This is a genomic window from Verrucosispora sp. WMMA2044, assembly GCF_027497155.1.
In the GTDB taxonomy this organism is placed as follows: domain Bacteria; phylum Actinomycetota; class Actinomycetes; order Mycobacteriales; family Micromonosporaceae; genus Micromonospora; species Micromonospora palythoicola.
On sequence record NZ_CP114913.1, the window covers coordinates 5,521,768 to 5,547,926 of the forward strand.

Below are 26,159 nucleotides of genomic sequence, written 5' to 3' on the forward strand. Positions count from 1 at the left end.
CCGCAGGAGGGCATCGACCACCGAATGCCGTGCCGTGGCGCGCCGCAGCCGCGCCAACTCTGGCCGGTCTCCGTGGAGATCCAGCTCAGGCGGGCTGGGTGCGCAGGTAGCGGCCGAAGTGGGGGACGGTGAAGGCGACCGTGCCGCGTTCCCCGGAGTAGATCAGCCCTTTCTTGATCAACGCATCCCGAGCCGGCGAGAGGCTGGCAGGCTTACGGCCGAGGGCTCGGGCGATCTCCGAGGTCGGCACCGCCGCGTCCATGTCGTCCCGGCCGCCGCCGTCGTTCTCCCCTTCGACGAGCGACAGCGTCGCCATCGCGCGCATGTACTCCCGCTCGGCGGGGGTGGCCCGCTCGAAGCGGGAGCCGAAGAAGCCCACGGCCAGCTCCGCCTCGGCCTCCGGTGCGGCGACGCGTACGTCGGCCGGGGTGATCGGTGACCGGGGGGCGTGGTCCCAGGTCGCCTTCCCGTACGCCTGCACGAAGTACGGATATCCGCCGGACTTCTCGTAGAGCAGGTCGAGGGCCTTTGCCTCGTACGCCACGTCCTCCCGCTCGGCCGGCGCGCAGAGTGCGTGGTCGGCGGCGATCCGGTCGAGGCGGTCGATGCGCTGGTAGCGGAACAACCGCTCGGAGTACGACTTCGCCGCGCTCAGCACCGCCGGCAGGTGCGGCAGCCCGGCCCCGACCACGATCAGGGGCGCGCCGAGCTGCGAAAGCTCGTGGCAGGCGGCGCAGAGCGCGGAGACGTCCTCCGGCCCGAGGTCCTGCATCTCGTCGATGAAGATGGCGACGCCGGTGCCCACGTCGCTGGCGACGGAGGCGGCGTCGGTGAGCAGTTCCACCAGGTCGATCTCGATGTCGCCGGAGTCGGCCCGCCCACTTGCCGCTGGCACGTCGATGCCGGGCTGCCACCTGTCGCGCAGCTTCGGAGCGGCCCCACCCCGGCCGGTCGGCGCGCCACGTTGGGCGAAGGCCTTGAGCACCCCGAGGAAGGCGTCGATCCGCTCCGGTGCCCGGTGCCTCGGTGCCAGCTCCCGGACGGCCATGTGCAGGGCGGCGGCGATCGGTCGGCGCAACGACTGATCCGGTCGTGCTTCGATCTTTCCGCTGCCCCAGAGCCGGTTGATCGCCTGCGAGCGCAACGTGTTCAGCAGGACGGTCTTGCCGACGCCGCGGAGCCCGGTGAGCATCAGGCTGCGTTCCGGTCGGCCGCGGGCGATGCGTTCCAGGACGATGTCGAAGACGTCCAGTTCCCGCCCCCGCCCGGCGAGTTCGGGCGGACGCTGGCCGGCGCCCGGCGCGTAGGGGTTGCGGACCGGATCCACGCATCGCAGAGTATCGGGCCGTCTAGAGGAGAGGCTAGACATGGATAGACGGCGGTACCGGCGTGTTGCCCTCGACCAAAAACTAGTGCTGTCTAGCCTCCAGGCTAGACAGCACTAGTTTCGGTGATAGGTCCTCAGCCGCGCTGCTTGAGGCACAGCACGAAGTCGAGCGAGTCCAACTCGCTGTCGTAGAAGTACCAGTTGGTGTAGCCGTCGACCGCCGCGCACTTCTCCTCGGCGTCACGCTCTCCGCTGGTCTTGCCGTCGATGCGCCGCAGCACCTCGTACGACCTCGGCGCACACTCACTCAGCAGCAGCCTGGGCTTGCCGCCGGCCCCCGAGTCGTTGCGTACACACTGCCCCGCCTGCACGAAGCGGGGGTCGGCGGAGGATGCGGCGGCCGGGTCGTCGGGCGCGGTCTCGTCGTCCTGAGCGTCCGGGGCGGGTGCCCCCTCCTCGGTCGGCGCGGCCACCGGAGTCGGTGCCTCGCCGTCCCGCCCGAGCAGATAGAGCGCCGTCGCACCGCCCAGCATCAGCACCAGACCGGCTGCCAGCACGACAAGCATCCGTCCGCGCCGGCGCGGTGGCGGTGGCGCGGGGGTGCCGGCGTACCCGGTCTCCGCGTCGTGCTGGTGGGCGGACCGCCCCCAGGTATCCGGAGCCTGTGGGAGGTGTCCCGGGCCGGTGGTGCCGTACCAACCGCCGCCGTGACCTGCGGAGTCGTAGGACTCGCCGGGCCCGTAGCGCTGTCCACCTCCGTGGTCCCGGCTGTACCCGTGGTCCTGACCGCTGCCGGGGTCCTGGCCGTACCCGTAGTTCTGTCCGGGGGCGCGACCGTGGGACTGGTCGCCGTACGGGCGACCGAACTCGCGGGTCTGGTCCGGGTCGTGCGGCGGCGGTGCGTCGGGCGGCCGGCCGTGGCCGTACCACTCGCCGGGTTGCGGCTCGTGCCACGGCTGCGGGCCCGGCCCCGGTGGTCCGTAGTTCGCCATGCACGCCCTCCTGAGCCTCGGGTGGAGCCGGTGGGTGGTCGGACGACCAACCGGCACCGCCACCGTCACCGTAGTGCGTGCGGACGGTCCAAGGTGGCACAGCCGCCGAGCCGGTCGGCAACCCGACCGGCCCAGGTGCGCTGTCTGGACAGCGCACCAGCGTCAGATGAGGCGCAGCTGGCGGTCCTTGGGTCGCCGGGGGCCCGCGCTGTCGCCGAGGCGTTCGAACAGGCCCGGGTCCACCGCGTCGATGAACGGTGACGGGCGGCAGTCCCGCTCCGAGCCGTGCCGGAACCGACGGGCGGCGTGGCTGACGTAGAGCCGGTCCTGGGCCCGGGTCAACCCGACGAAGAAGAGTCGCCGCTCCTCGGCCACCGCTGCCTCGTCGGTCGGGGCGCCGGGCCAACGCAGTGGCAGCAGCCCGTCCTCGACACCGACCAGGAAGACCACCGGAAACTCCAGACCCTTCGCGGCGTGCAGGGTCAGCAGGGTGACCGCCTCGGCACGCGGGTCGATCGCGTCCACCTCGGCGCCGGTGGCGAGCTGTGACAGGAACATCTCCAGGTCGTCGCCGCACCGGCGGGCCAGCGGTGTCAGCAGGTCGACGGCGGTCCGGACGTCCTCCGGGCGTATCCCGCCGGACCCGTCCAGGGTCGGGATGGCGAACCGGTCCGCGAGCACCTGGCCGGCGAGGCGTACCCGGGCGGGCAGGGCACCCTCGACACCGGGGGCGTGCCGCAGCTCGCGAGCGATGGCGGTGACCCCGGGGCGGTCCCGCAGCCGGTCGTGCGAGCGCTTCTGCACCGGGATGTTGGCCCGGGCCAGCGCGTCCACGATCGGGGCCGCCTGCGAGTCCGTGCGGTACAGCACCGCGATGTCCGAGAAGGACAGCGTGGTCGACCGGCCGTCGATCCGGCCGGAATCGAGCGACCGGTGGGACAGGCCACCGACCAGCTCGTCGACGGTGCGTACCACGAAGTCGGCCTCGTCCGCGACGGAGGTGGCGGCGTACCGGCCGACCAGCGGGGCCTCCGGGTCGAGCCGGGCCGGATCCAACCGGCGACCCCGCACCAGCGATGACGGCGCGATGGCCTGCACCGCGGCGGCCAGGATCGGCGCCGACGACCGGTAGTTGCGGTTGAGCCGGACCAGCCGGGCATCGGTGAAGTCCTGCGAGAAGCGCAGGAAGTACCCGACGTCGGCACCACGGAACGAGTAGATCGCCTGGTCCGGGTCGCCGATCGCGCACAGGTTGCCGTCGGGTGGACTGAGCAGGCGCAGCAGTTCGTACTGCACCGCGTCGACGTCCTGGTACTCGTCGACGAAGATCCACCGCCAGCGCTCGCGGTACCGGTCGACCAGCCGCCGGTCCTGAAGCAGCAGCGCCACCGGCAGGGTGAGCAACTCGTCCAGGTCCACCAGACCCTGTTTGCGCAGCAGCGTCGTGTAACGGGCCGGATCGTCCCCGGCCTCGGCCCGCACGGCGGCCCGCTCCGCGTCGTCGGCGATCCGGAAGCCCTCGACCAGCCCGGCGGCCTGGGTGTTCTCCCGCAGGATGGTCAGCCCGAGCGAGTGGAACGTGCCGACGGTGACGTCCTCGGCGACCGGGCCCAGCAGGCCGTCCAGGCGGTGCCGCAGTTCCTCGGCGGCCCGCCGGGTGAACGTGATGGCCAGGCACTGCTCGGGAAAGACGTTCAACTCGGCGCACAGGTACGCGATGCGGTGGGTCAACGTGCGCGTCTTGCCGGTACCGGGACCGGCGACGATCAACAGCGGACCTCCGGGGGCCGAGGCGGCGACCCGCTGCATCGCGTCGAGCCGGTCGAGCAGGCCGGTGCCGACCTCCTCCATGCCGGCGAGCATCGGTTCGAACGGCTCGTGCGGAGAGGGTGCCGGCGCGATCGGCGGTGCCGGGACCGCCGGCCTGCGCTTGGGCTCAGGCTTCGCCGGCGGGCGCTGCGCACCGGTCGCCGGCTTCGTCGCAGCACCCGTCTTGGCCATGGACTCCGAGGCACGTCGCGGTGCGGGCACCACCGGTACGTCGAACAGCGTCTCCTGCCCGGCGGACACCCCGGTGCCGTCGGTCAGCTCCGTCGGGTCGAACAGGGTGATCACGCCGTACTCGCCGTCGTAGCCCGGCACCCGGCGGACCTCACCGCGACGGAGCCGGCCGATGCCCTCGGCGAGCAACTCGCCGCCGATCCGGCCGATCTCGTCCAGCGGAACGCGAATCAGGATCTCCAACTCCGCGCCGAGCGCGGCGACCAGCTCGGTGAGCTTCCCCTCGACCCGCTTCGAGCGCGGACCAACCTTGTGGATCTCACCAAGGATCTCGGCGAGCTGGATCAGGTGGGTCACGTCGGGAGCGTGCTGCGGCCGGTACCCCTCGGGCCGGTCGGCCAGATCCTCGACCCGACTCAGTACGCCCACCGTCAACGGCTTACCGCACTCCGGGCAGCGTCCGCCGGCCTCCCGGGTCCGTTCCGGTGCCCAGTTCACCCCGCACAGCCGGTGGCCGTCGGCGTGGTACTTGCCCTCCTCAGGGAAGAACTCGATCGTCCCAGCCAGCCCGTCACCGGTACGCAGCGCCTCCCGGATGGCGAAGTAGTCCCGGGCCGAGGCGAAGACGGTGGCCTCCCGGGCGAGGGCGGGTGGTGAGTGCGCGTCGGAGTTGGAGACCAGCCGGTAGCGGTCCAGGCTGCCCACCCGCCAGTTCATCGCCGGGTCCGAGGAGAGCCCGGTCTCCACCGCGAAGATGTGTTCGGCCAGATCGGCGTAGCAGTCGGCGATCGCGTCGAAGCCGGACTTCGAGCCCAGCGCCGAGAACCACGGCGTCCAGATGTGCGCCGGTACCAGGTATCCGTCCCCACTCGCCTCCAGCGTGATCTCCAACAGATCGCGCGAGTCCAGACCGAGGATGGGCCGGCCGTCCGAGCCGAGGTTGCCGATCCGGCCGAGCGCGGCGTTGAACCGGCCCACCGCGTCCAGGTCCGGCAGGTAGATCAGGTGATGAACCTTGCGGGTCCGGTCGTCCCGCTTGTAGATCGTGGAGATCTCCACGCTGAGCATGAACCGGACCGGATCGCCCTCCGCCTCGCTGGCCAGCCGGGGCGGCAGCCGACGGGCGATGTCCCGCTCCGCCTGCGGCGACAGCCGGTACAGGCCCGGCTCGGCGGGATGCAGGGTCTCCCGCAGGTGGTCGTACCAGGCCGGATGGGTGAAATCACCGGTACCGAGGACCGCGATGCCCTTGCGTCGCGCCCACCAGCCCAGGTTCGGCAGGGTCAGGTCGCGGCTACAGGCCCGCGAGTACTTCGAGTGGATGTGCAGGTCCGCGACGAAGGGCGACAGGCCACCGGGGGGTACGGCGCTGAACGGGGGCACGCCGCATCCTGTCACGACCGGCTGCGCTCCCGCGCGCCGCCACGCACGGAGGTGAGCTGCGCTATGCCGAATGAAGCTCGACGAGGGTGACCTGAGGCTCCGCGCCGACCCGTACCGGAGGCCCCCAGAAGCCGGCGCCGTTGGTCACGTAGACCTTGGTCCCGTCCACCTCACCGAGCCCGGAGACGACCGGCTGTTCCAGCTTCACCAGCAGGTTGAAGGGGACGATCTGACCGCCGTGCGTGTGGCCGGACAGTTGCAGGTCGACCCCGTACCGCGCCGCCTCCAGGGCCGCCACCGGCTGGTGGGCGAGCAGCACCACCGGCCGGGACGGGTCACGGTCACCCAGCGCGGCGTCGTAGTCCGGCGGCGCGGAGACACCGTTGCCGACGGCGGAGACGTCGTTGACGCCGGCCAGGTCGAGCACTCCACCACGGGTGGCGATCTCCAGTCGTTGGTTCTGGAGCACCCGCAGCCCGAGCCGGTCGACCTCGGCCACCCACTCCTCCACCCCGGAGTAGTACTCGTGGTTGCCGGTGACGAAGTAGCTGCCGTGGCGTGCTTGCAGGTCGCGCAGCGGTGCGGCGTCGTCGCCCAGCTCGGCCACCGTGCCGTCGACCAGGTCGCCGACCACGGCGACGATGTCGGCGTCCAGCCGGTTGATCGCGGCCACGATCCGCTCGGTGTGCGCCCGGCCGGTCAGCGGGCCGATGTGGATGTCCGAGACGGTGGCGATGCGCAGGCCGTCCATGCTGCGGGGCAGCTTGGCCAGCCGGATCTGCACCCGGTCCAGCCGGGGCGGACCCAGCGCGGTGCGTACGCCGTAGCCGACCAGGCCGGTGGCGGTGAGTCCGGCGAAGATCGCGGCACCCCGGGCGAGCAGCAGGCGGCGGCCCGGATCGTGGTCGGGGCCGACCGCGCCGGCGGCCGGTCCATCCGTCGGACCGTCGGCGGTCGGCTGGGCCGGTGCACCCGGCGCGGCCGGCTCGTCGTCGGCCGGCTCGTCGGTCGACGACCCGGGCACGGGGGCGGCGGCCGGGCCGACCAGTACCGGCTCCGGAGCGACCAGGACCGACCGGCGGCGCAGCACCAGCCGCGCCACCACCATCGGGACTTCCAGCACGACGAGCAGCACCAGCAGGTAGAACATCAGCGCGAGCCAGAGGTAGCCCGGCCAGGCTAGCCAGTACATCCCGGCTCGGGTGCCGACCATCGTGGCCGGCACCAGCAGGGCCAGCACCACGGCGGTGACCGTGCCGGCCCGCCGCCAGCGTCCGGCGGTGGTGGTGTCCTTCACCAACCGTTTCCACAGGTAGAGATGGATCAACCCGGTGATCACGGCAAGGGTGGTGACGAAGCCGAGTACCGCGAACACGTGTGGCTCCCCCTCAGCCGCCGGCGAAGGGAGGCAGGACGTCGATCGTCGCCCCGGCCGGCAGCGGCTTCTGCCGATCATGACAGGTCACGCCGTCGATCAGAAAACTCGACACCGCCAGCACCGGTGCCAACCGGCCGCCGTGCCGCTCGGCCAGCTCGGCCACCAGTTCGTCGAGCGACCGACCAGCGGTGGTGGTCTCCTCGGCGCGGCCGGCCGCGGCCCGGGCCCCGGCGAAATAGCGGACGGTGACGCTCGCCACGGTCAGCCTCCGATGGCCGACATCGGCCGGGTCGGTTGCAGGAAGGACGGGTCGTCGATGCCGTGCCCGGCCCGCTTGCCCAGCGTCGCCGCCCGCCAGCGGCGGGCCAGTTCCTCGTCGTCGGCTCCGGCCCGCAGCGCACCGCGCAGGTCCGACTCCTCGGTGGCGAACAGGCAGTTGCGGATCTGCCCGTCGGCGGTGAGCCGGGTCCGGTCGCAGTCGCCGCAGAAGGGCCGGGTCACCGTGCCGATCACGCCGACCCGGGCCGGGCCGCCGTCGACCAGCCAGGTCTCGGCGGGCGCGGTGCCGCGTTCGGTCGGGTCCGGGCTGAGGTCGTACGCGGCACGCAGCGCGGCCAGGATCTCGTCGGCGGTCACCATGGCGGCGCGATCCCAGCCGTGCTGCGCGTCCAGCGGCATCTGCTCGATGAACCGCAGCTCGTAGCCGTGGTCGAGGGCGAAGCGCAGCAGCGTCGGTGCCTCGTCCTCGTTGACACCGCGCATCAACACGGCGTTGATCTTGACTGGCGTCAGCCCGGCGGTGGCCGCGCCGGCCAGACCGGCCAGCACGTCGGCCAGCCGGTCCCGACGGGTGAGTCGGGTGAAGCGTTCCCGGTCCAGCGTGTCGAGCGAGACGTTCACCCGGTCCAGTCCGGCGGCGCGCAGCGCGGGGGCGAGTCGGTCCAGGCCGATGCCGTTCGTGGTGAGCGAGATCCGGGGGCGCGGGTCGAGGGCCGCGACGGCTTCGACGATGCCGACCAGACCGGGACGGATGAGCGGTTCACCGCCGGTGAACCGCACCTCGTCGACCCCGAGCCGGCACACCGCGACCCGGATCAGCCGGACCACCTCGTCGTCGGTGAGCAGTTGCGGCCCGGCCAGCCAGGGCAGCCCCTCGGCGGGCATGCAGTAGGTGCAGCGCAGGTTGCACTTGTCGGTCAGCGACACCCGCAGGTCTCGGGCGACGCGGCCGTACCGGTCGACGAGGCCGGTGGGCGGGGGGAGGCTCACTGGTCGACGGTAGCGCGACCGACCCCGTTCAGGGCGTCCCGGGCGCTGCGGGTTACCGAATCGCGGTACGCGGCACCGAAGAGCGCGGTGTGCACGAGCAGCAGGTGCAGCTGGTGCAGCGGCACCCGGGCCCGCCATCCGTCGGCGAGCGGCCAGCTCTCCTGGTACGCCGCCATGATCCGGTCGTGGTGCGGCGGGCCGCCGAAGAGCGCCAACTGGGCCAGGTCGGTCTCCCGGTGCCCACCGTGCGCCGCCGGGTCGACCAGCCAGACCCGGTCGTCGTCACCCCAGAGCAGGTTGCCCGGCCAGAGGTCACCGTGGATGAGGGCGGGTGGCTCGTCACCGCCGAACTCGTCGACCCGGGCGATGACCTGCTCGACCAGGGCCGCGTCGGCGCTGGTGAGGGCTCCACCGTCGACCGATCGGCGCAGGTAGGGCAGCAGCCTGGCCCGAGCGAACCACTCCGGCCACGGGCCGTCGTCCGGCGTGTTGTCCGCCGGCAGCGCGCCGATGAACCCGGGCCACCGAGCGCCGAACGCGTCGGCACCAGCCCGGTGCAGTCCGGCCAACTCCCGCCCGAGACGGTCGGCCGCCGCCGGGCTCGGCTCCCCCGGCTCGATCCACTGAAGGGCCAGCAACTGCGGCAACGCGACCAGCACCTCCGGTACGGCGACCGCATCGGCCTCGCGTAGCCACCGCAGCCCGGCCGCCTCGGCGGCGAAGAATCCCTCCGGCACCGGCCGATCCGCGTGCTCCGGCCAGGACTTCGCGAACACCGAGTGACCGTCGTCCAGGGTCAACCGGGAAGCCGCGCAGATGTCGCCGCCGGACACCGGCGTCTCCCGGATCCGCTGATGGGTCAGGAAGGTGGGCAACTGCTCGGGATGCGCCCGCAGGTACGCCAGATCCATCCCCGCAACGTATCGCCAACGGGACGGCTTCCACTTCCCGACGGCCGCCGATTCCTCGTGAGCAGCGAGAACACTCTGTGTAACTGTGGATAAGCGGCGTGTCGTCCACAGGGGCAGCGGCGCGGGATGCCGGGCTCGCAGGCTGCCTGCATGAACTCGACCGAGCTGCCCCGACTGTCCGTACGCTCTCCCGCCGACCTCATCGCCGCCGTGCCGTACCTGCTCGGCTTCCATCCCACCGACAGCATCGTGGTGGTGGCGCTGTCCGGTAAGCGGATCGTCTTCGCCGCGCGCGGCGACCTGCCCGGCGACGCCGACCCCTACGAGCCCGGTCAGCACATCGCCGCGGTGACCGCCCGACAGGGTGCCGACTCGGCCACCGTCGTCGGGTACGGCCCGGCCACCCGGGTGACCCCGGCGGTGGACGCGGTCCGGGCCGCGCTGGCCGAGGCGGGGCTGGCCGTGCTCGACGCGCTGCGGGTCACCGACGGGCGGTGGTGGTCCTACCTCTGCACCGAGCCGGAGTGCTGCCCGCCGGAGGGCACCCGTTACGACCCGCAGTCCAGCGCGGTGCCGGCGGCGGCGGTCTTCGCCGGACAGGTTGCCCTGCCCGACCGGGCGGCCCTCGCCGCACAGGTGGCTCCGGTCGGCGGGGAGACGATGCGGGTGGCGGTCGAGCAGGCGGAGCAACGTCTCACCGACCTGCTGGCCGCCGCGCCCGCCGCCGACCTGCTCGGTGCCCGGACCCTACGGGCGGCCGGCACGGCGGCGTTGCGGGCCACGGTGCGGCGCCACCGTGCTGGTGAGCGGCTGACTGACGACGAGCTGGCCTGGCTCTGCCTGCTCCTCACCCATCTGCCGGTACGCGACCACGCCTGGGAGCGCACCGACGGCCGGGACGAGGACATCGCGTTCTGGGCCGAGGTGTTGCGCCGCGCCGCGCCGGAGCTGATCGCCGCCCCGGGTTCCCTGCTCGCGTTCGCCGCCTGGCGGGACGGGCAGGGCGCGTTGGCGGCGGTGGCCCTGGAGCGGGTGCTGACCGACCATCCGGACTACTCGCTCGCCGTGCTGCTGGACGACCTGCTTCGCCGGGGAGTGCCACCGTCCCGGCTGGACGGCTGGCCGGCGACCGGTCTGCCGAGAGCGCGGCGTCGGGCGCGGCGGCGCGCACGACGGCGTCCTCGATGACCGGCTCCCCGAACAGAGCCCAACCGGCAGGTGTCGGCGGCGTCTGCTCGACGCCGGCGCTACCGTCCAGGGCGGTGGGACGCGGGCGATCGGCGGGGTCACCGCCTTGGCGGCGGTGCCGGATAATCGCCGCATGCCCGAGATTGCTCCTGGTACGGCATGAGCCTTGCCCTGCTGCTGTCCCTGGCCGGGCTGGCGCTGGTGGACAGCACCAGCATCGGCACCCTGTTCATCCCGGTGTGGCTGCTGCTGGCACCGGGGCCGGTGAGCGTCCGGCGGGTGATGATCTACCTCGGCACCATCGCCGGCATCTACTTCGTGGTCGGGTTGCTGCTGTACTTCGGTGGTAGCGGCTTGGCTGAGCTGCTGGGCGGTGCGCTGGACAACCGGCCGGTGCTCTGGGGTCAGCTGGTGCTCGGCGTCGGCCTGCTCGTGCTCAGCTTCCGGTACGACGGCAAGCGGGGTGCCGGTACGGGTCGGGTGCTGCGCTGGCGGGACCGGGTGACCGCCGGTGACTCGTCGTCGCGTTGGCTGGTGGGGTTGGCGCTGTTCGCCGCGTTGGCCGAGGTGGCGACGATGCTGCCGTACCTCGGCGCGCTGGGTCTACTCGCCACCTCCGGCCTGGCGGTGCCCACCAGCATGGCGCTGCTCGTCGGCTACTGCCTGGTCATGGTGTTGCCGGCGATGCTGTTGCTGGGCGCCCGGGTGGCCTGGCCGAGGCTTGTCGAGCCGGTGCTCGCCCGGCTCAACGCGTGGATCGTCCGCTCCTCGGGCAGCATGCTCGGCTGGGTGCTGGGCATCGCGGGTTTCCTGATCGCTCGGGACGCCGCGGCCCGGCTGGAGCTGTTCGAGATGCTGGCCAACCGCTGACGGTGGGCCGGGACGCGGTCAGTCGGCGACCCGGTGCCCGCCGGTGTAGACGTTCATCGTCCGCCCCCGCAGGAACCCGACCAGGGTCATTCCGGCCTCAGCGGCCACGTCGACCGCGAGGGTGCTCGGTGCCGACACCGCGGCGAGCAGCGGCACCCCCGCCATCCACGCCTTCTGGGTCAGCTCGAAACTGGCCCGACCCGACACGAGCAGCACCTGCCCGGTCAGCGGCAGCCGATGTTCGCGTACCGCCCAGCCCACCACCTTGTCGACCGCGTTGTGCCGACCCACGTCCTCGCGCAGCACCACCAGCTCGCCGGCCGCGGAGAACAGGCCCGCCGCGTGCAGACCGCCGGTGCGGTCGAAGCCCCGCTGCCCGGCCCGCAGCCGCTGCGGCAACTCGGCCAACAGCTCCGCCGGCACGCTGAGCGGGTCGTCGCCGACGTCGTACCGCGACCGGGTACGGACCGCGTCGATGCTCGCCTTGCCGCACACCCCGCAGGCGCTTGTGGTGGGGAAGTGCCGGGTCGGGTCGGTCACCGGGTCCGGTACCCCGGGCGCCAGGGTCACGTCGACCACGTTGTAGGTGTTCGGGGTGTCGGTGCCGGCACACAGCTGCGCGGTGGACACGTCGTCCGCGGAGCGGATCAGACCCTCGTTGAACAGGAAACCGATGGCCAGGTCGAGATCGTCACCCGGGGTACGCATGGTGACGGTCAGCGGCGGACGACGCCCAGGTCCGGCGGAACCGACCCGGATCTCCAACGGCTCCTCCGCGGCGAGCGTGTCCGGTCGCCGCACCCGGCGTCGGCCGGTCTCGGCCGCGTCCAGATCCACCCGCACCACATGACGTCGATCCGAGGCCCGTCCCACGTCATCCATCCTGCCTCGGGTCACCCGACCTGCGGCACGCCGCCCCGACCAGGATGCGCCGGTTGCGCCGCGCGGATGATTCGTCCGTGCGTTCAGCTCGACAGGGGCTGGCCACCATGTCTGCCTCCGGGGGCGTGCGGGCGGCTAGCGTGGCGGCATGACGGCGTACGCGGCGGTGGTGCTCGCCGGTGGGGCGGGGCGTCGGATGGGCGGGCGGGACAAGCCGGTGTTACCGGTCGGCGGGGTGCCGATGCGCGAGCGGGTGCTGACCGCCGTGGCCGACGCGTCGCCCCGCATCCTGGTCGGCCCCGGACCGGCGATCACCGGAGTTCGGCTGGCCCGGGAGACGCCACCGGGCGGCGGACCGGTGGCCGCCGTCGCGGCCGGGCTGGCCCTGCTCGACCCGGAGGTACCCGTCGTCGCCCTGCTCGCCGCCGACCTGCCCCTGCTGACCCGGGACGCCGTCGGCGACCTGCTGGACCACCTGCACGGCGTCGACCGTCCCCGGTCCGCCGAGCCGGCGAGCAGGCGAGGGCCGGGGACGGTGACGGTCGACGGAGCCTGCTACGTGGACCGGTCGGGGCGACGGCAGACGCTGTGCGGGGTGTGGCGGTCCGCGGCCCTGCGGACGGCCGTCGATCGACTCACCGTTCGACGCGGCGGTGCGGTGGCCGGTGCGCCGCTGCGGGAGTTGCTCGCCGGCCTCACCGTGCGCGAGGTGACGTGGCACGGTGCCGGCCCGGAGCCCTGGTTCGACTGCGACACTGAGCGTGACCTACGGCGGGCGGAGGAGTGGACACGATGACGGTGCTGGACGACTGGGTCACGGCCGCCTGTGCGGAGCTCGGTCTCGATCCCGCGGAGGTGCCGGTGCCGACCGTGCTGGATCTGGCCCGCGACGTGGCTCACCAGGTGCTGCGTCCCGGTGCGCCGGTCTCCGCGTACCTGCTCGGTCTGGCCGTCGGGCGCGGCGCTGATCCGGCCGTGGCCGTGGCCCGGCTCGCCGGGTTGGCCGCCAGCTGGCCGGTGGAACTGGGCGGCGATCCGCACCCGCGGGCGGACCCGGCCGGCCCCGACCACGGTTGACGGCCGCGTTGTCCGATCACGGTCCGGGCTGATCCGTCCCGGCGGCCTGCTGGGTAGGGTGACCGGAACGGACGGAGGCGATCATGACGGCTGACCACCCCTCGGCACCGCCCGGCACGCCGGTGCACCACGAGTCGATCCTGCTCGACGAGCCGAGCACGGCCGACCTGCGGGCGAAGGTGACCGAGGCGTGGCGGGACTTCGCCCGGGCGTTGGCGGAGCGGCTGTCCACCCTGCCGCCGGGCGCGGAGGTGGCACTGACCCTCGACCCGACCGCCTCCGGCACCGACGACGCCGTCTACTCCGTCTACGTCGAGGTGCGCAGCGACGGCCGGTTCGCCGCCCGGGCGGTGGGCAACGCCGCGCTGCCGCAGGGGTACCGGCTGGACCGGGCGGCGGTCGCGGACATGGTCGCGCTGGGCTGGTCACCGCCGGGTGTGGTGGACGGCTCGGGGGACCACTTCGGGTTGGACGCCACGGCGGACGAAGCCACCCGACTGGCCGCGCTGCTCTCCCGGACCCTGCGCGACATCTACGGTGCCCCGCACCCGGCGTTTCTCGTGTACGCGATCGCTGACGGCGAGGGCGAGCCGATCCCCGGCAAGGCGTTGGGGACGGCCCGCAGCGAGGTGAACCTGGCCCGTGAGATCGGCACCGAGCTGGAGAAGGCACTGGCGGCGACCGACGAGGCCGATGCCGATACCGAGGTGCTGGATCTGGCCGAGCGGGTACGCACGGTCGTCTCGACCATGCTCAAGTCGGACTCCGACCGGCTCCAGGTCGACTCCGACGGCGACATCAACATCCGGGCCGGCTCGGCGATGGTCTTCGTCCGGGTGCGGGACAATCCGCCGCTCGTCGACGTCTTCTCGCCGGTGCTGACCGAGGTCGAGCCGACCGAGCGGCTGTACGTGAAGCTCTCCGAGCTGACCAACCGGATGCCGATCGGGCGCCTCTACTGTGCCGACGACACGGTGTGGGCGTCGATCCCGGTCTTCGGGCGCAATTTCCAGCCGACGCACCTGATGCTCGCGGTGCAGGTGATGACCGGGCTCGCGGACGAGTTGGACGACCGCCTGCACGGCGAGTTCGGCGGCAAGCGGTTCTTCGGCGAGGGAGACAAGCCGGGACGCGGCGAGCACCGCACCGGCATGTACCTCTGAGGGTGGTCAGCGCACGTCGAGCAGGGTCTTGCCGACCGTCGACCGGGCCTCGATGGCCGCGTGCGCCTCGGCCGCCCGAGCCAACGGGAAACGCTGGCCGATCACCGCGCGCAGCCGCCTGGCCGCACCCTCCGCCAGCGCCCGCTCGGTGTACGCCCGCAGCTGGGCGGGGGTCGGCGTCGGCCGGACCAGCGTCACGCCCCGCTCGGCGGCGACCCGCGCGTCGATGCCCGCCCACTCACCGCTGGCCAGCCCGAAGCTGAACATCCGCCCGTCCCGGTCGAGCAGGTCGAACGCGTCCCGCCCGATCGGGCCTCCGACCCCGTCGAAGACCACGTCGACGGCACCGGTCGCCGACCGTACCCGCCCGACCCAGTCCGGCTCCCGATAGTCGACGGCGATCTCGGTGCCCAGCGGAGGCAGCAGGGCTACCTTGCGGGTACCGCCGGCGAGGCCGACCACCCGTGCTCCGGCGGCTGCGGCGAGCTGGACGAGCAGGCTGCCCACCCCACCGGCGGCGGCCTCGACCAGCACCCGGTCGCCCGACCGGAGTTCGGCCGCCTCGGCGAGCATCAAGGCCGTACGACCGTCGGCGAGCAGGGCCACCGCCTGGTCGAGCGGCAGCCCGTCCGGCACCGCAACCGGCAGCGCCGCGTCCACGACGACCCGCTCGGCGTACGCGCCGGAGCCGCCGGTGCCGCTGACCACCCGTCGGCCGACCAGGTCCGGGTCGACACCCGGCCCGATGCCGCTGATCAGACCGCCGACGCCGTTGCCCGGGATCACCGGCAGCGTCGCGCCGGACGGGCCGAAGCCGGTCGCCCGGAACTGGGTCTCCACGAAGGTGATGTTCGCGTGCGCCACGTCGATCAGCACCTGTCCCGGTCCGGGCACGGGATCGGGTGCGGTACCCGGCACCAGCTTCTCCGGACCGCCGAACTCATGGATCCACACCGCCTGCATGTCTCCCCCTAACCGCCGCTTCCCGCCGAGTCGACCAGTTGAAGCGTGGTTGAGGTCAAGGCGGGTGGGGCCCGGAAACCCCGAGAAACCGGGCCCCACCCGCGCGGGAGGAAAGTTCAGGTTGCGGCGATCCAGGCGAGGCTCCGGGCCGACGCCGGGTCGGTGGCGCGCAGGCCCGCCTCGGAGACCGTCCAGAGCACGTCGCCGACCACGAGGGACCGTCGTACCGGCGGGCCCCACCGCCGCCGGCTGCTGTCGCCGCCGACCGGGTGGGTCACCTCGCCGATCTCGCTGACGGTGTCGCCGCTGACCCGCAGCAGCCGGACACCGGCGTCGACCGGCAGCGCCACCAGGCCGGTGTCCGGGCGGTACAGGAAGGCGTGCGGGTCGTGCTCGGCGTGGGACCACCCGCCGGGCAGGTGCCACTGGTCCAGCCGGTCCGGCCGGCCGGGATCACGGACGTCGAAGAGCGAGACCTGCACGCCCTTGGTCCTGCCCCGGGCGTCGGCCTCCTGCCCGACGCCCAGCAGGCGCCCTTCGGGCAGCGGGTGCAGGTACGCGGAGTAGCCGGTGATCTTCAGCTCGCCGGTGACCACGGGCGCGGCCGGGTCGGCGAGGTCGAGCGCGTAGAGCGGATCGGTCTGCCGGAACGTCACGACGTACGCGACCGGGCCGAGGTAGCGCACCGAGTAGATCCGCTCACCCCGCCCGAGGCCGCCGACCACGCCGACCGGCAGCAGCGTCCCGTCGTCGCGGCGTAGCACCCGAACCGCCGACTCGGATTCGCTACCGTCGTCCCGGAATTCGCCGGTGGTGGTGGCCACCCGAAGGTGTCCCGCCCACTCGGAGAGCGCGTACTGGTTGATCAGTCGGCCGGGGACCGAACCGGCGGCCAGGAAGCGGGGACGCCCCGGCGCGGCGGTGTCGAACTGGTAGATGTCGGTGACCGGCTCGGCCGACGACGGCCGCCAGCGCGGCTTACCGGTGATCGGCTCCGGACGTGGACCCGCCAGGTAGAGGCTGGTCGCCGTGCCGTAGACGGTGTCGGTGTCGGCGGCCACCGAGACCGGATCACCGTCGCCCAGCCGGTCACGGGTGAGGTCGAAGCTGAGCACGGTGAGGGTGGACCAGCCGGTCATCCGCTCGGGTCGACTGAGCCGGTCACAGCCGACCCGACCGGTGTGCCGCTCCGGTCCGGCGGTCCACTCGTACTCCGGCAGCCATGCCTCGACACCGGCCCGGGCGATCACCTCGCGGTTGCGTTCGGTGCGGACCTGGTCGGTGCCCTCGGCCGTCAGCGGGAACTCCAGCCGGGCCGACGAACGGACCGCGACCCGGGCCGTGTCGCCGGTCAGCCGGGCGTCGACGGTGCTGCCCTGGATGCGGTACGTGCCGAGCACCACGGGACGGCCGGACAGGCCGATCAGCAGCAGGCGGGCGCCGCCGGGACGCCTGATCGAGCGCAGCGCGTCGGCCGGACGCGGCGGATCCTCGCCGAGTACCAGCGCGCGGTCGCCGAGCAGCAACAGCCGGTGGTCCTGCCAGCGCAGTTCCTCGTGACCGCCGGCCAGGTCGAGTCGGCCGGTGACGCGGCGGCTCACCGGATCGACCACCCGCAGCACCCCGCCGGTGACGGTGACGATCCGTCGGCCGTCGGTCTTCACCAGGTCGGGTTCGTCGGCGCCGGCCTCGTGGTTGTTGGTCGTCGAATAGTCTGCCCCGGCGTCTCGACCGGCGGCGTCTCCCGGCGCTCCGGCGAAGGTACGGGCCGCCGACTCCGCGCCACCGATCGCCGCCTTCAGCACGTCACCGGGCAGGCCGTAAGGGCCGACCGAGGCGGTGGCCGCCGCCCGCAGCTCCGTGAGGGCGTCGGCGCAGGAGTCGAAGGAGACCAGGCCGACCGGCACCATCGGTGCTCCGGCGGTGTCGGGTCCGGTCGGCGGAGGTTGCGTCACGGTCATGCTGCCGGCGAGCAGAGCGAGCGCGACAAGCGACCCGCCCGCCGTGGCGACCTTGGTTCCCCGTTTCATGGCCGGTTCGACGTGGTGGCTCCGCGTTCGGTTCCAGCCCGGGTGGGCTGTTGCGGTTTCAGCCGGTGGAGGGGCCCACGCCGGGAGACTCGACCAGCCGGGAGAGCACGATGGTGCTGCGGCTGGAGGTCACGAACGTCTCGGCCCGCAGCCGCTCCAGCGCCTCCTCGAGGTGGGCGATGTCGGCGGCCCGCAGGTGCACCAGGGCGTCGGCCTCCCCGGAGACGGTGTACGCACCGACCACCTCGGGATGACGGCGCACGGCGGCGCCGATCTGCGCCGGGGTGGTCCGTCCGGCGCAGAACAGCTCCACGAACGCCTCGGTGGTCCAGCCGACCGAGGCCGGATCCACGATGGCCGTGAATCCCCGGATCACGCCGGCGGACCGCAGTCGATCGACCCGCCGTTTAACCGCCGGAGCCGAGAGCGACACCCGGGTGCCGATGTCGGCGTACGAGGCGCGGGCGTCAGCGACGAGCAACGCAATGATTCGCTGGTCAACGGCGTCGATCTGCAATGTTCCGCCTCTGGGAAGCAATGTTTGCGGCTGTTACCAAAGTTCTACCCTACCTACTCTTGGTGACCGTGAACCAGCAGCGCGTGCCGCGAAAGCGGACATATCTCATGTGCTCCCCCGAGCACTTCGCGGTCGAGTACGCGATCAACCCGTGGATGGACGTGACCGCCTCGGTCGACGTGGAGCTGGCGGTCAAGCAGTGGGACCGCCTGCGGGAGACCCTGGTCGACCTCGGCCACGAGGTGCATCTGCTGGTACCGGAGCCAGGTCTGCCCGACATGGTCTACGCGGCCAACGGTGCGTTCATGGTCGACGGCACGGTCTACGGGGCACAGTTCAAGCACCAGCAGCGGGCCGCCGAGGCGGCCACGCACCGGGCCTTCCACGAGTCGCAGGGCTGGCGGTTCATCGCGCCGAACGAGACGAACGAGGGCGAGGGCGACTTCGCGTACCTGCCGGAGGCGCACGGCGGGCTGATCCTGGCCGGGCACGGCTTCCGTACCGAGTTGCCGGCGCACGCCGAGGCGCAGGAGGCACTCGGCCGGCCGGTGATCTCACTGCGGCTGGTCGACCCGCGCTTCTACCACCTGGACGTGGCGCTCGCCTCGATCGACGACGGCAACATCGTCTACTACCCCGGTGCCTTCTCCGCCGCCAGTCAGCGGGTGCTCGCCCAGCTCTTCCCGGACGCGGTGCTGGCGGACGACGAGGATGCCCTCGCCTTCGGGCTGAACCTGGTCAGCGACGGCGCCAACGTGGTGCTCAACAGCGAGGCCACCCGGCTCGCCGGTCGGCTCAAGGTGGCCGGCTACACCCCGGTGCCGGTGGAGCTGGCCGAGCTGAAGAAGGGCGGTGGCAGCGTGAAGTGCTGCGTCGCCGAGCTCCGGTACTGAGCCCAGACCGAGCGACGAGGCCGTCCCTGTCCGGGGACGGCCTCGTGTCGTTGCACCACTCAGCCGAGCGTGGCCAACTCGTTGACCAGCACGTTCGACACCACCTGGCCGTCGCGCTGCACCTCGCGCAGGTACCACTTCTGCTGCGGCGTACGTGGCTGGTTGAACTGCCAGGCACCGCGTGGACTGTCGATCTGCCCGATCCGGCCCAGCGCGAGGTTCACCTGCTGCGGGGAGGGTGCCTCGCCAGCGAGACGGATCGCCTGGTCGAGCACCTTGGCCGCGTCGTACGAGGCCATCGCGTACGTGGTCGGCGAGGTGTTGTGCTTCTTGCGGTACGCCGAGGCGAATCGGCGGTTGGCGGCGTTGTTGAGGTCGGCGGAGTAGTTCAAGGCGGTGCGGATGCCCAGTGCGTCGCTCGTCGGCCGGATGTCCTCCAGCACCGAGCCTTCGGTGAGGAAACCGGGGGCGTAGATCCGGCCGCGGAACCCGGCGTCACGCAGCTGCATGATGAACTCCACGGCCGCCGTGCCGGAGTAGAAGCAGAAGACGACCGACGGGTTGCCGGCCAGCGCGCGGTTGATGTCCGAGACGTAGGCGGTCCTGCTGGGACTGCTGTCGCCGGAGGTCCAGACCACCGGGGAGGCGATCCGCGGGTCGGATTCGCCGAACTCCTCACGGAAGCCACGTAGCACGTCCTCGACGCCGAGGACCCCTTCCGGCAGGATCGTGGCGATCCGGTCGGCGGCGGTGAGTTCGTCCTTCAGGTAGCGACCGAGCGCCCGGCCCGCCTCGTCGAGCACGTACGAGGTACGCCAGATGTACACGACGCTCTGCAGGCTCGGTGGGGAGGCGTTGGAACCGATCAACGGGACTCGGGCCTGCTCCACGATGTCCCGGATGCCGAACATGACCGCCGAGCTGGCCACCCCGGTCAGGGCGAGCACGCCCTGCTTGAGCAGTCCCTCGACGGCGGCCTGTCCGGACTTGACGTTGTCGCCCTCGTCGGCCGTGATCAGGTCGACCGGGTGACCGCCGAGCTGCCTGTCGTTCAGGTCCAGGTACAGCTCGAAGCCGTTGGTGAGTTCGTCGCCGATGGCCTTGCCCGCACCCGACTGTGGCGCGATGAGCCCGATCTTGACCGGGCTCGCTGAGCTGGTGACCTCGGGCTCGGCGTCGGAGCCGCACCCGGCGACGAGTCCGCTCGTACCGATCGCGGCCAGCAGCTGGAGTGCCCGCCTGCGGTTCATCTGCGACACCGGGTTCCCTTCGAATGTGTTGCCGGGCGCATCCGCCCCTTCGGCGTTCTACCTGCTCGGCGACGCTGCGTCAATGGCTAGTGATCTTCGTGCAGAGACCGCAACGCGGCGGTAACTTCCGGCCATGCCGACGAGCCGGGGGCAATAAGACCGAAATGCTCGCAATCTGGCAGCTCAATAAGGCGGATATCGGCTCCCTTGGCGCGGGTGGACGTCACGTAACTTCGAGACAGGTCGATGGGGACCTGCTGATCCAGCGTGCCGTGCATCACTACCGTGCGTGGCCGTAGGGGGACCAGGGATCGTGGATCCGTCGTCGCGTACCGCTCCGGCACGTCGGCCGGGCCGCCGCCGAGCAGCGCGGCCACCGCACCGGCGTCCAGGTCCAGCCGGTACGCCTCGGCCAGGTCGGCGACCGGAGCGAGGGCCAGCACCCCGCCGACGGCACCGGGTGCGTGGGCCGCCGCGTACAACGCGAGGTGCCCGCCGGCCGAGTGACCGAGCAGCAGCGGCGGCGTCGAGGCGATCCGGTCCGACAGGGCGGCCTCGGCCAACCGGGGCAGCGCGGAGACTCCCGCCAGGACGTCGGTGAGGGTGCCGGGCCAGCCACCACCGGGCTGCCCGGTCCGCCGGTACTCCAACTGGGCCACCGGGTAGCCGAGCGCGGCCAGTGCGCTCGCCAGCGGACCGGTGTGCCGCCGGTCGTACTCCGCACGCCAGAAACCGCCGTGCACCACCACCACCAGCGGCCGGGGCGGCCCGGAGCCGGCCGGGCGACGCAGATCGGCGATCTGGTCCGGGTGTTCGCCGTAGGCGACGGTGACGTCCGGTTCAGGCGCGGGGCGAGTCAGCACCGCCCGGGGATCGGAGGGCATCGGGCGACGGTAGCGCGCTTCACGGCCTGCCGGGGGATGGGTGCCCGACCGGGGCAGCGGCAGCGGGCCGGCGGGCAGGGCGGGGCGCCACTGGGTAAAGATGGAGGGCATGACCGAAGCGCACTCCGCTGGACAGAACGACGAGCCCGACCGGGACGGTGCCGGACGGTCCGGAACCGTGGTGGTGGTCGGACCGGACGGCCGGCCCGTCGGCACCGTGCAGACCGAGGACGGACCTGGCGAGGACCCGTCGCGCCTGGTCGAACAGCCGGCCAAGGTGATGCGGATCGGCAGCATGATCAAGCAGCTGTTGGAGGAGGTCAAGGCCGCTCCCCTGGACGACGCCAGCCGGCATCGGATGCGGGAGATCCACCAACGGTCGATCGTCGAGCTGAAGGAGGGACTCGCCCCCGAGCTGCGCGAGGAACTGGAACGGATCTCGCTGCCGTTCTCCGAGGACCAGGCACCGAGTGAGGGCGAGCTACGCATCGCCCACGCCCAGCTGGTCGGCTGGCTGGAAGGACTGTTCCACGGCATCCAGGCAGCTCTGGTCGCGCAGCAGATGGCGGCCCGGGTGCAACTGGAGCAGATGCGTTCCGGCCGGCAGGCGCTGCCCAGCGGTCCGGCCGGGGCGATGCTGCCCGGAATGCCCGGCATGGGTCAGCCGAGTGGCGAAGGACACAGCACCGGCCAGTACCTCTGACCACCGTCCCGGTGCGGTCGCGCTCGCCGCGCGTCGCACCGGGACGACTCACCGCACGCCGAAGACCTTCTCCAGGTACGCGGCCACACCGTCGGACGAGTTCGCCGGGGCTACCTCGTCGGCGATCGCCAGCACGTCCGGGTGCGCGTTCCCCACCGCGACGGCGCGTCCCGCCCAGGTGAGCATCGGCAGGTCGTTGGGCATGTCGCCGAAGGCCAGCACGTCCGGCGCCGCGACGTTGATGCGGTGGCAGTACCAGGCCAGGCCGGCGGCCTTCGTGACCCCCGCCGCCGAGATCTCCACCAGCCCGGAGTGTGACGAGTGGGTGGCCTCCGCGAGCCCGGCGAGGGCGGCGGCGACCAGCCGGGTGAAGCGGTCAGGGTCCTGCTCACCGGCCCGCGCGAGCAGTTTGACGGCCGGCACCGACAACAGCTCCTCGGCGGTCTGCACGGCCCGGATCGCCTCGTCGTCGGCGTCCCACCGCAACGGGTAGTGCGCCTCGTGACGCATCTCCCGACCGTCGACGATCTCCACGGCCAGGCTCACCCCGGGTACCTCGGCCCGCAGGCGGCGGACCACCTCGGCGAGCAGTTCCGGGGCCAGCGGGTCGGCCCGCAGCACCTCGTCGGTGGTCGGGTCGTAGACCACCGCGCCGTTGGCGCAGATCGCCGGCAACGGCGCGGCCAGCTGGTCGTACACCAGCCGGAGCCAGCGGATCGGCCGGCCGGTGACCAGCACGACCGGGGTGCCCTGGTCGGCGACCCGGGCCAGCACGGCGGCGGTGCGGGCGCTGAGGGTGCGGTCGTCGCGCAGGAGTGTCCCGTCGATGTCGGTGGCGACCAGGTGCGGCGTGGAGTCCATCACCGGGACAGTAGCCGGTCGAGATAGATCGCCACCCCGTCGTCGTCGTTGCGCAGGGTGATCTCGTCGGCGACCGCGCGCAGGCTGGGGTGGGCGTTGGCCACGGCCACCCGCCCCCAGCCGGCCCACTCGAACATCGGCAGGTCGTTCGGCATGTCGCCGAAGACCAGAACCTCCGCCGGGTCCACGCCGAGGGTCTGCGCGATGACACTGAGCCCGGAAGCCTTGTCCACCCCGGGCGGGCAGATCTCGATGAAGCCCAGGCCAGCCTGGGTGAGGGTGGCGAGGTGTGGCGGGACGATCCCGCGGGCGGTGGCCAACAACTCGTCCACATGGTGATCGGCGGTACGCGCGAACGCCTTGATCACGTCACCGGCGAGGCACTCGGCGCGGCTGCGCACCTCGAACGCGTCCTGATAGGGCCAGGCGGGGTGGTAGTCACCCCAGAGCGGGGCGTCGTGCTCGTCCGATGCCTCGACCATGACCGTCAGCGGGCCGACCGCGGCCTCCAGTTCGGTCAGCAGGACGGCCAGCACCTCGCTGGAAAGGCGTTCGTCACGGAGCACCACCGGTCCGTCCGGGTCGCTCTGGTCGACCACCCGGCCACCGCCGGCCAGCACGAGGAAGTCGGCGGCGCGGATGTCGTTGCGGGTCAGTTCGGTGAGCCGGGGGCCGCGACCGGTGGCGCCGACCACCGGGATACCGGCGGCGCGTACCCGGTCGAGGACCTCGTGGGTGAAGGCCGACACGGTGTCGTCGCTGCGGACGAGCGTTCCGTCGAGGTCGGTGGCGATCAGCTTGGGCAGGCCCGGGCGGGTCATCGTTCCTCCTTCGCCCGCCGCCGTCGCGACCAGCCGTTCACCTCGTCGATTGGCGACCCGGCGTGACGGCGGGCAGCAACCGTACCTCGTAGAACCGGTCGCAACCATGGCTTCCAGGCGAATCGGGTGCCAACGGGCGACGCACCGGAGATGACCTCTCGACCAGGACCGGTGGATCAGTCGGGCGGTGCCTCCCGGGCGAAGGGCACCGTCGGTGTGACGGTGATGTCCGCAGGCGGGCGTTCCCCCTCCGGCTCCGCGTCCGGCGGCGTGCGGCGCCGGCGCGGCCCGTCCACCCCTGGCCGGGTTTCGGCCGCTCCGGACGGGGTCCGCAGGAGCGCGGCCGCGAACAGCCCGACGGCGACGAAGGCGACGATCAGGCCGCGGCCGTACTCGACGTCGACGGTCAGTTCCGGGTTCAGGTACATCCCCCGTCCCAGGGTGTCGTCGAGCGCCGTCGCGGTCGTGGCCAGCAGCGCGAGCACACCCGCGGCGAGGGCCAGTCCGGCCACCCGGGCATTCGCCCGGACGGGGTCCGTGCCCCGCACCGCGAGGGCCACCGTCGCACCGAGCGCGAGTAGCCCGACCAGGTACGCCGAGCCCAGCCCGAGGTCGGAGACGCCGCTGGTCACCTGGAGCGGGGTCTCCGGGTCCGGTCCGCCGTTGGGGATGGTGATCGTCGACCACTCGCCGAGCAGCGACGCCAGGGCTGCCGCCACACCGAGCCCGGCCAGCAGCACCGGCACCCGGTGGTCCCCGCCGAGGCCACCGAGAGCCCGCCGGAACCGGCCGGTCGCCGGCGACTCGTCCTCCGCACCCCACTCGATGACGCTGGCGTCGTCGGAACGGTCGTCCTGACGGGGGATGGGGAGGTCGTGGGTCATCACTCACCCTCTCCTGGTGGCCGGGGACGCCGGGCGTCCGCCGCGCCGCGGGGTCCGGGTCGCATCATGACACAGCCGGGACGCGACGCCGAGGAACGACCGCGTGGCCACCGGTGGTCGGTCGCCTGCCGGCCGTCGGTGGACTAGCGTCAGGTGCATGCCTATCCGTACCGCTTCCGCACGCTGGCAGGGCAACCTCACCGAGGGGTCCGGCACCATCCGCACCGGCAAGGGCGGGCTGGAGGGGAACTACTCCTTCAAGTCCCGTTTCGAGGAGGGTGAGGGCACCAACCCCGAGGAACTGATCGGTGCCGCACACGCCGGCTGCTTCTCGATGGCCTTCTCCAAGGCGCTTGCCGACGCCGGCACGACGCCCACCTCCGTGGAGACCACCGCGAAGGTTCACCTCGACAAGACCGACGCCGGGATGACCGTGACCCGGATCGAGCTGGACACCGTCGGCGAGGTGCCCGGCATCGACGAGGCGCAGTTCGCCAAGCTGGCCGAGACCGCCAAGCAGAACTGCCCGATCTCCCGTCTGCTCTCGCCCGGCGCCGAGATCACCCTCACCACCCGCCTCACCTCCTGACCAACCCCCTCCCATCCGCGTCGATCTTGCACTTTCGGTCTCCGGTACGCGGCTTCCGTGCCGGTTCGCGGCGACCGGAAGTGCAAGATCGCGGGTGGGGTGGGGAAGAATGGAGGCGTGGCGGTGGAGATGGGGCGGGAGCGGTTCGAGGAGCTCGTGGGGGAGGCGCTCGACGAGGTTCCGGAGGAACTGCTGGCGCTGATGAACAACGTGGTGATCCTGGTCGAGGACGACCCGCCGCCCGGGGAGGATCTGCTCGGCCTGTACGAGGGACACGCGTTGACCGAACGTGGCTGGGACTACGCGGGAGTCCTGCCGGACCGGATCCTCATCTACCGCAACCCGATCCTGCGCATCTGTGCCAGCGACGAGGACGTGGTCGACGAGGTGGCCGTCACGGTGGTGCACGAGATCGCCCACCACTTCGGCATCGACGACGCGCGTCTGCATGAGCTGGGCTGGGGCTGAGGGCCGCCGCCCGGGGTTGCGGGCCGGCCCTACCGTCTCGGCCAGGTACGGCGAGTACGGGAGGAATCATGCGCAGCGAGCTGTTCTCGGCGGCGAATCTGGAGCAGGAGTCGACGCAACCCGGCATGCGGTTGCAGAACTCCAAGATGTTGAAGATCGAACTCGACGGTGAGGCGATGGCCAGGGTCGGCTCGATGGTGGCCTACCAGGGGCAGGTGCAGTTTCAGGCGCTCGGCTCCGGCGGACTGGGCAACTTCATCAAGCAGAAGCTCACCGGTGAGGGCGTACCGCTCATGAAACTCACCGGACGTGGCGACGTCTTCCTCGCCGACTTCGCCAAGGATGTGCACGTCATCGACCTGGAGCCGGGCGACGCCCTGTCCATCAACGGCTCGAGCGTGCTCGCCTTCGACGCCACTCTCCGCTACGACATCAAGATGGTCGGCGGGGCCGGCATGGCCTCGTCCGGCCTGTTCAACTGCGTCTTCACCGGGCACGGCAGGATCGCCGTCACCACCCGGGGAACGCCGGTCGTCCTCAACGTCGACGCGCCCACCTACGTCGACCCGCAGGCCGCCGTCTGCTGGTCGGCGAGCCTGCAGACCGGCTATCACCGGGCCGACCAGCTCGGGCTCGGCACGCTGCTCGGTCGCACCACCGGTGAGGCGTACACGATGAGCTTCGCCGGTCACGGCTTCGTCGTCGTCCAGCCCTCCGAGGAGCCACCGATCATGGGCAGCGGTCAGCAGGACCAGGGCGGAGTGCTCGGCGGCCTGTTCCGCTAGCCGGTCCGGACGACGGCTCACGCCTGCCGGCGCAGCCCGACCCGGTTGCACCGGCAGGCGGCGCGCCGGG

At 72.2% G+C, this 26,159-nt stretch carries 25 protein-coding genes and 1 pseudogene; 10 read left to right on the forward strand and 16 right to left on the reverse strand.

The features are described from left to right. Nucleotides 1–85: 85 nt before the first annotated feature. The 7 genes and pseudogenes from O3597_RS25130 to O3597_RS25160 form a co-directional block, all read right to left on the reverse strand. The gene (locus O3597_RS25130) at nucleotides 86–1,327 is read right to left on the reverse strand and encodes an ATP-binding protein (protein ID WP_281602566.1); all 1,242 of its coding nucleotides are present in this window, start codon (nucleotides 1,325–1,327) and stop codon (nucleotides 86–88) included. A gap of 134 nt (nucleotides 1,328–1,461) precedes the next feature. Further along, a pseudogene (locus O3597_RS25135) lies at nucleotides 1,462–1,920 on the reverse strand (flagellar basal body protein FliL); the annotation flags it as partial. Between the two features lie 561 nt (nucleotides 1,921–2,481). Further along, nucleotides 2,482–5,703 carry a UvrD-helicase domain-containing protein gene (locus O3597_RS25140; protein ID WP_164448809.1) on the reverse strand — a complete coding sequence of 1,074 codons (3,222 nt, stop codon included), beginning with the start codon at nucleotides 5,701–5,703 and terminating at the stop codon, nucleotides 2,482–2,484. A 61-nt stretch (nucleotides 5,704–5,764) separates the two neighbouring features. Then, nucleotides 5,765–7,078 (reverse strand): metallophosphoesterase, encoded by a 1,314-nt coding sequence (locus O3597_RS25145; protein WP_281602567.1) that lies wholly within the window; start codon nucleotides 7,076–7,078, stop codon nucleotides 5,765–5,767. Nucleotides 7,079–7,091: 13 nt separating this feature from the next. Beyond that, the gene (locus O3597_RS25150; protein WP_164448906.1) at nucleotides 7,092–7,346 is read right to left on the reverse strand and encodes a MoaD/ThiS family protein; all 255 of its coding nucleotides are present in this window, start codon (nucleotides 7,344–7,346) and stop codon (nucleotides 7,092–7,094) included. Then, the gene (moaA, locus tag O3597_RS25155; RefSeq protein WP_281602568.1) at nucleotides 7,343–8,350 is read right to left on the reverse strand and encodes a GTP 3',8-cyclase MoaA; all 1,008 of its coding nucleotides are present in this window, start codon (nucleotides 8,348–8,350) and stop codon (nucleotides 7,343–7,345) included. The genes O3597_RS25150 and moaA overlap by 4 nt, the downstream gene beginning before the upstream one ends. After that, the gene (locus tag O3597_RS25160) at nucleotides 8,347–9,261 is read right to left on the reverse strand and encodes a fructosamine kinase family protein (protein ID WP_281602569.1); all 915 of its coding nucleotides are present in this window, start codon (nucleotides 9,259–9,261) and stop codon (nucleotides 8,347–8,349) included. Before O3597_RS25160 ends, moaA begins: the two co-directional genes overlap by 4 nt. A 150-nt stretch (nucleotides 9,262–9,411) precedes the next feature. Here O3597_RS25160 and O3597_RS25165 point away from each other — a divergent pair, with 150 nt between their 5' ends. Continuing rightward, a complete protein-coding gene (locus O3597_RS25165) occupies nucleotides 9,412–10,449 on the forward strand; it encodes a DUF4192 domain-containing protein (protein WP_281602570.1) in 1,038 nt (345 codons plus the stop codon). 159 nt (nucleotides 10,450–10,608) lie between these two features. Continuing rightward, entirely contained in the window at nucleotides 10,609–11,319 is a 711-nt protein-coding gene (locus tag O3597_RS25170) for a GAP family protein (protein ID WP_281602571.1), read from the forward strand. A gap of 18 nt (nucleotides 11,320–11,337) precedes the next feature. Here O3597_RS25170 and fdhD read toward each other — a convergent pair whose 3' ends face one another. After that, complete coding sequence (gene fdhD, locus O3597_RS25175) at nucleotides 11,338–12,192, reverse strand: formate dehydrogenase accessory sulfurtransferase FdhD (RefSeq protein ID WP_281602572.1); 855 nt, start codon at nucleotides 12,190–12,192, stop codon at nucleotides 11,338–11,340. A gap of 157 nt (nucleotides 12,193–12,349) precedes the next feature. Between fdhD and O3597_RS25180 the strand changes: the two genes are divergently transcribed. From O3597_RS25180 to O3597_RS25190, 3 genes are all read left to right on the forward strand, one after another. Beyond that, nucleotides 12,350–12,997: an NTP transferase domain-containing protein gene (locus O3597_RS25180; protein WP_164448814.1), complete on the forward strand. Its 648-nt coding sequence runs from the start codon at nucleotides 12,350–12,352 to the stop codon at nucleotides 12,995–12,997. Further along, nucleotides 12,994–13,278, forward strand: a complete 285-nt coding sequence (locus O3597_RS25185; RefSeq protein ID WP_164448815.1) for a DUF6457 domain-containing protein — start codon at nucleotides 12,994–12,996, stop codon at nucleotides 13,276–13,278. Before O3597_RS25180 ends, O3597_RS25185 begins: the two co-directional genes overlap by 4 nt. A gap of 83 nt (nucleotides 13,279–13,361) precedes the next feature. Beyond that, nucleotides 13,362–14,441 (forward strand): hypothetical protein, encoded by a 1,080-nt coding sequence (locus O3597_RS25190; RefSeq protein WP_281602573.1) that lies wholly within the window; start codon nucleotides 13,362–13,364, stop codon nucleotides 14,439–14,441. Between the two features lie 6 nt (nucleotides 14,442–14,447). Here O3597_RS25190 and O3597_RS25195 read toward each other — a convergent pair whose 3' ends face one another. From O3597_RS25195 to O3597_RS25205, 3 genes are all read right to left on the reverse strand, one after another. Then, on the reverse strand, nucleotides 14,448–15,404 hold the full coding sequence (locus tag O3597_RS25195; RefSeq protein ID WP_281602574.1) for a zinc-binding dehydrogenase: 957 nt from the start codon (nucleotides 15,402–15,404) through the stop codon (nucleotides 14,448–14,450). Between the two features lie 116 nt (nucleotides 15,405–15,520). After that, entirely contained in the window at nucleotides 15,521–17,434 is a 1,914-nt protein-coding gene (locus tag O3597_RS25200; protein ID WP_281602575.1) for a beta-propeller domain-containing protein, read from the reverse strand. Nucleotides 17,435–17,492: 58 nt separating this feature from the next. Further along, the gene (locus tag O3597_RS25205) at nucleotides 17,493–17,951 is read right to left on the reverse strand and encodes an Lrp/AsnC family transcriptional regulator (RefSeq protein ID WP_164448819.1); all 459 of its coding nucleotides are present in this window, start codon (nucleotides 17,949–17,951) and stop codon (nucleotides 17,493–17,495) included. A 59-nt stretch (nucleotides 17,952–18,010) separates the two neighbouring features. Here O3597_RS25205 and ddaH point away from each other — a divergent pair, with 59 nt between their 5' ends. Further along, nucleotides 18,011–18,844 carry a dimethylargininase gene (gene ddaH, locus O3597_RS25210; RefSeq protein WP_348650310.1) on the forward strand — a complete coding sequence of 278 codons (834 nt, stop codon included), beginning with the start codon at nucleotides 18,011–18,013 and terminating at the stop codon, nucleotides 18,842–18,844. A 59-nt stretch (nucleotides 18,845–18,903) separates the two neighbouring features. Here ddaH and O3597_RS25215 read toward each other — a convergent pair whose 3' ends face one another. Together O3597_RS25215 and O3597_RS25220 are read right to left on the reverse strand one after the other, a co-directional pair. Continuing rightward, on the reverse strand, nucleotides 18,904–20,103 hold the full coding sequence (locus O3597_RS25215; protein ID WP_164448820.1) for an ABC transporter substrate-binding protein: 1,200 nt from the start codon (nucleotides 20,101–20,103) through the stop codon (nucleotides 18,904–18,906). A 77-nt stretch (nucleotides 20,104–20,180) separates the two neighbouring features. Beyond that, nucleotides 20,181–20,978, reverse strand: coding sequence for a prolyl oligopeptidase family serine peptidase (locus tag O3597_RS25220; protein ID WP_281602576.1), 798 nt, complete (start codon nucleotides 20,976–20,978; stop codon nucleotides 20,181–20,183). A gap of 100 nt (nucleotides 20,979–21,078) precedes the next feature. Between O3597_RS25220 and O3597_RS25225 the strand changes: the two genes are divergently transcribed. Continuing rightward, nucleotides 21,079–21,681 (forward strand): bacterial proteasome activator family protein, encoded by a 603-nt coding sequence (locus tag O3597_RS25225; RefSeq protein ID WP_164448822.1) that lies wholly within the window; start codon nucleotides 21,079–21,081, stop codon nucleotides 21,679–21,681. A gap of 48 nt (nucleotides 21,682–21,729) precedes the next feature. Here the strand turns inward: O3597_RS25225 and O3597_RS25230 are convergent, their stop codons facing one another. The 3 genes from O3597_RS25230 to O3597_RS25240 form a co-directional block, all read right to left on the reverse strand. Next, complete coding sequence (locus tag O3597_RS25230; protein WP_164448823.1) at nucleotides 21,730–22,542, reverse strand: HAD family hydrolase; 813 nt, start codon at nucleotides 22,540–22,542, stop codon at nucleotides 21,730–21,732. Further along, nucleotides 22,542–23,363 carry an HAD hydrolase family protein gene (locus O3597_RS25235; protein ID WP_164448824.1) on the reverse strand — a complete coding sequence of 274 codons (822 nt, stop codon included), beginning with the start codon at nucleotides 23,361–23,363 and terminating at the stop codon, nucleotides 22,542–22,544. The genes O3597_RS25230 and O3597_RS25235 overlap by 1 nt, the downstream gene beginning before the upstream one ends. 176 nt (nucleotides 23,364–23,539) lie before the next feature. Beyond that, a complete protein-coding gene (locus O3597_RS25240) occupies nucleotides 23,540–24,247 on the reverse strand; it encodes a hypothetical protein (protein WP_281602577.1) in 708 nt (235 codons plus the stop codon). A 157-nt stretch (nucleotides 24,248–24,404) separates the two neighbouring features. Here O3597_RS25240 and O3597_RS25245 point away from each other — a divergent pair, with 157 nt between their 5' ends. The 3 genes from O3597_RS25245 to O3597_RS25255 all read left to right on the forward strand — a co-directional run bounded on the left by O3597_RS25245 (nucleotide 24,405) and on the right by O3597_RS25255 (nucleotide 26,089). Continuing rightward, nucleotides 24,405–24,836, forward strand: a complete 432-nt coding sequence (locus O3597_RS25245; RefSeq protein WP_164448826.1) for an OsmC family protein — start codon at nucleotides 24,405–24,407, stop codon at nucleotides 24,834–24,836. Nucleotides 24,837–24,959: 123 nt separating this feature from the next. Beyond that, nucleotides 24,960–25,304 carry a metallopeptidase family protein gene (locus tag O3597_RS25250; protein WP_216592783.1) on the forward strand — a complete coding sequence of 115 codons (345 nt, stop codon included), beginning with the start codon at nucleotides 24,960–24,962 and terminating at the stop codon, nucleotides 25,302–25,304. A gap of 68 nt (nucleotides 25,305–25,372) precedes the next feature. Continuing rightward, the gene (locus O3597_RS25255; RefSeq protein WP_164448827.1) at nucleotides 25,373–26,089 is read left to right on the forward strand and encodes an AIM24 family protein; all 717 of its coding nucleotides are present in this window, start codon (nucleotides 25,373–25,375) and stop codon (nucleotides 26,087–26,089) included. Nucleotides 26,090–26,159: the final 70 nt, after the last annotated feature.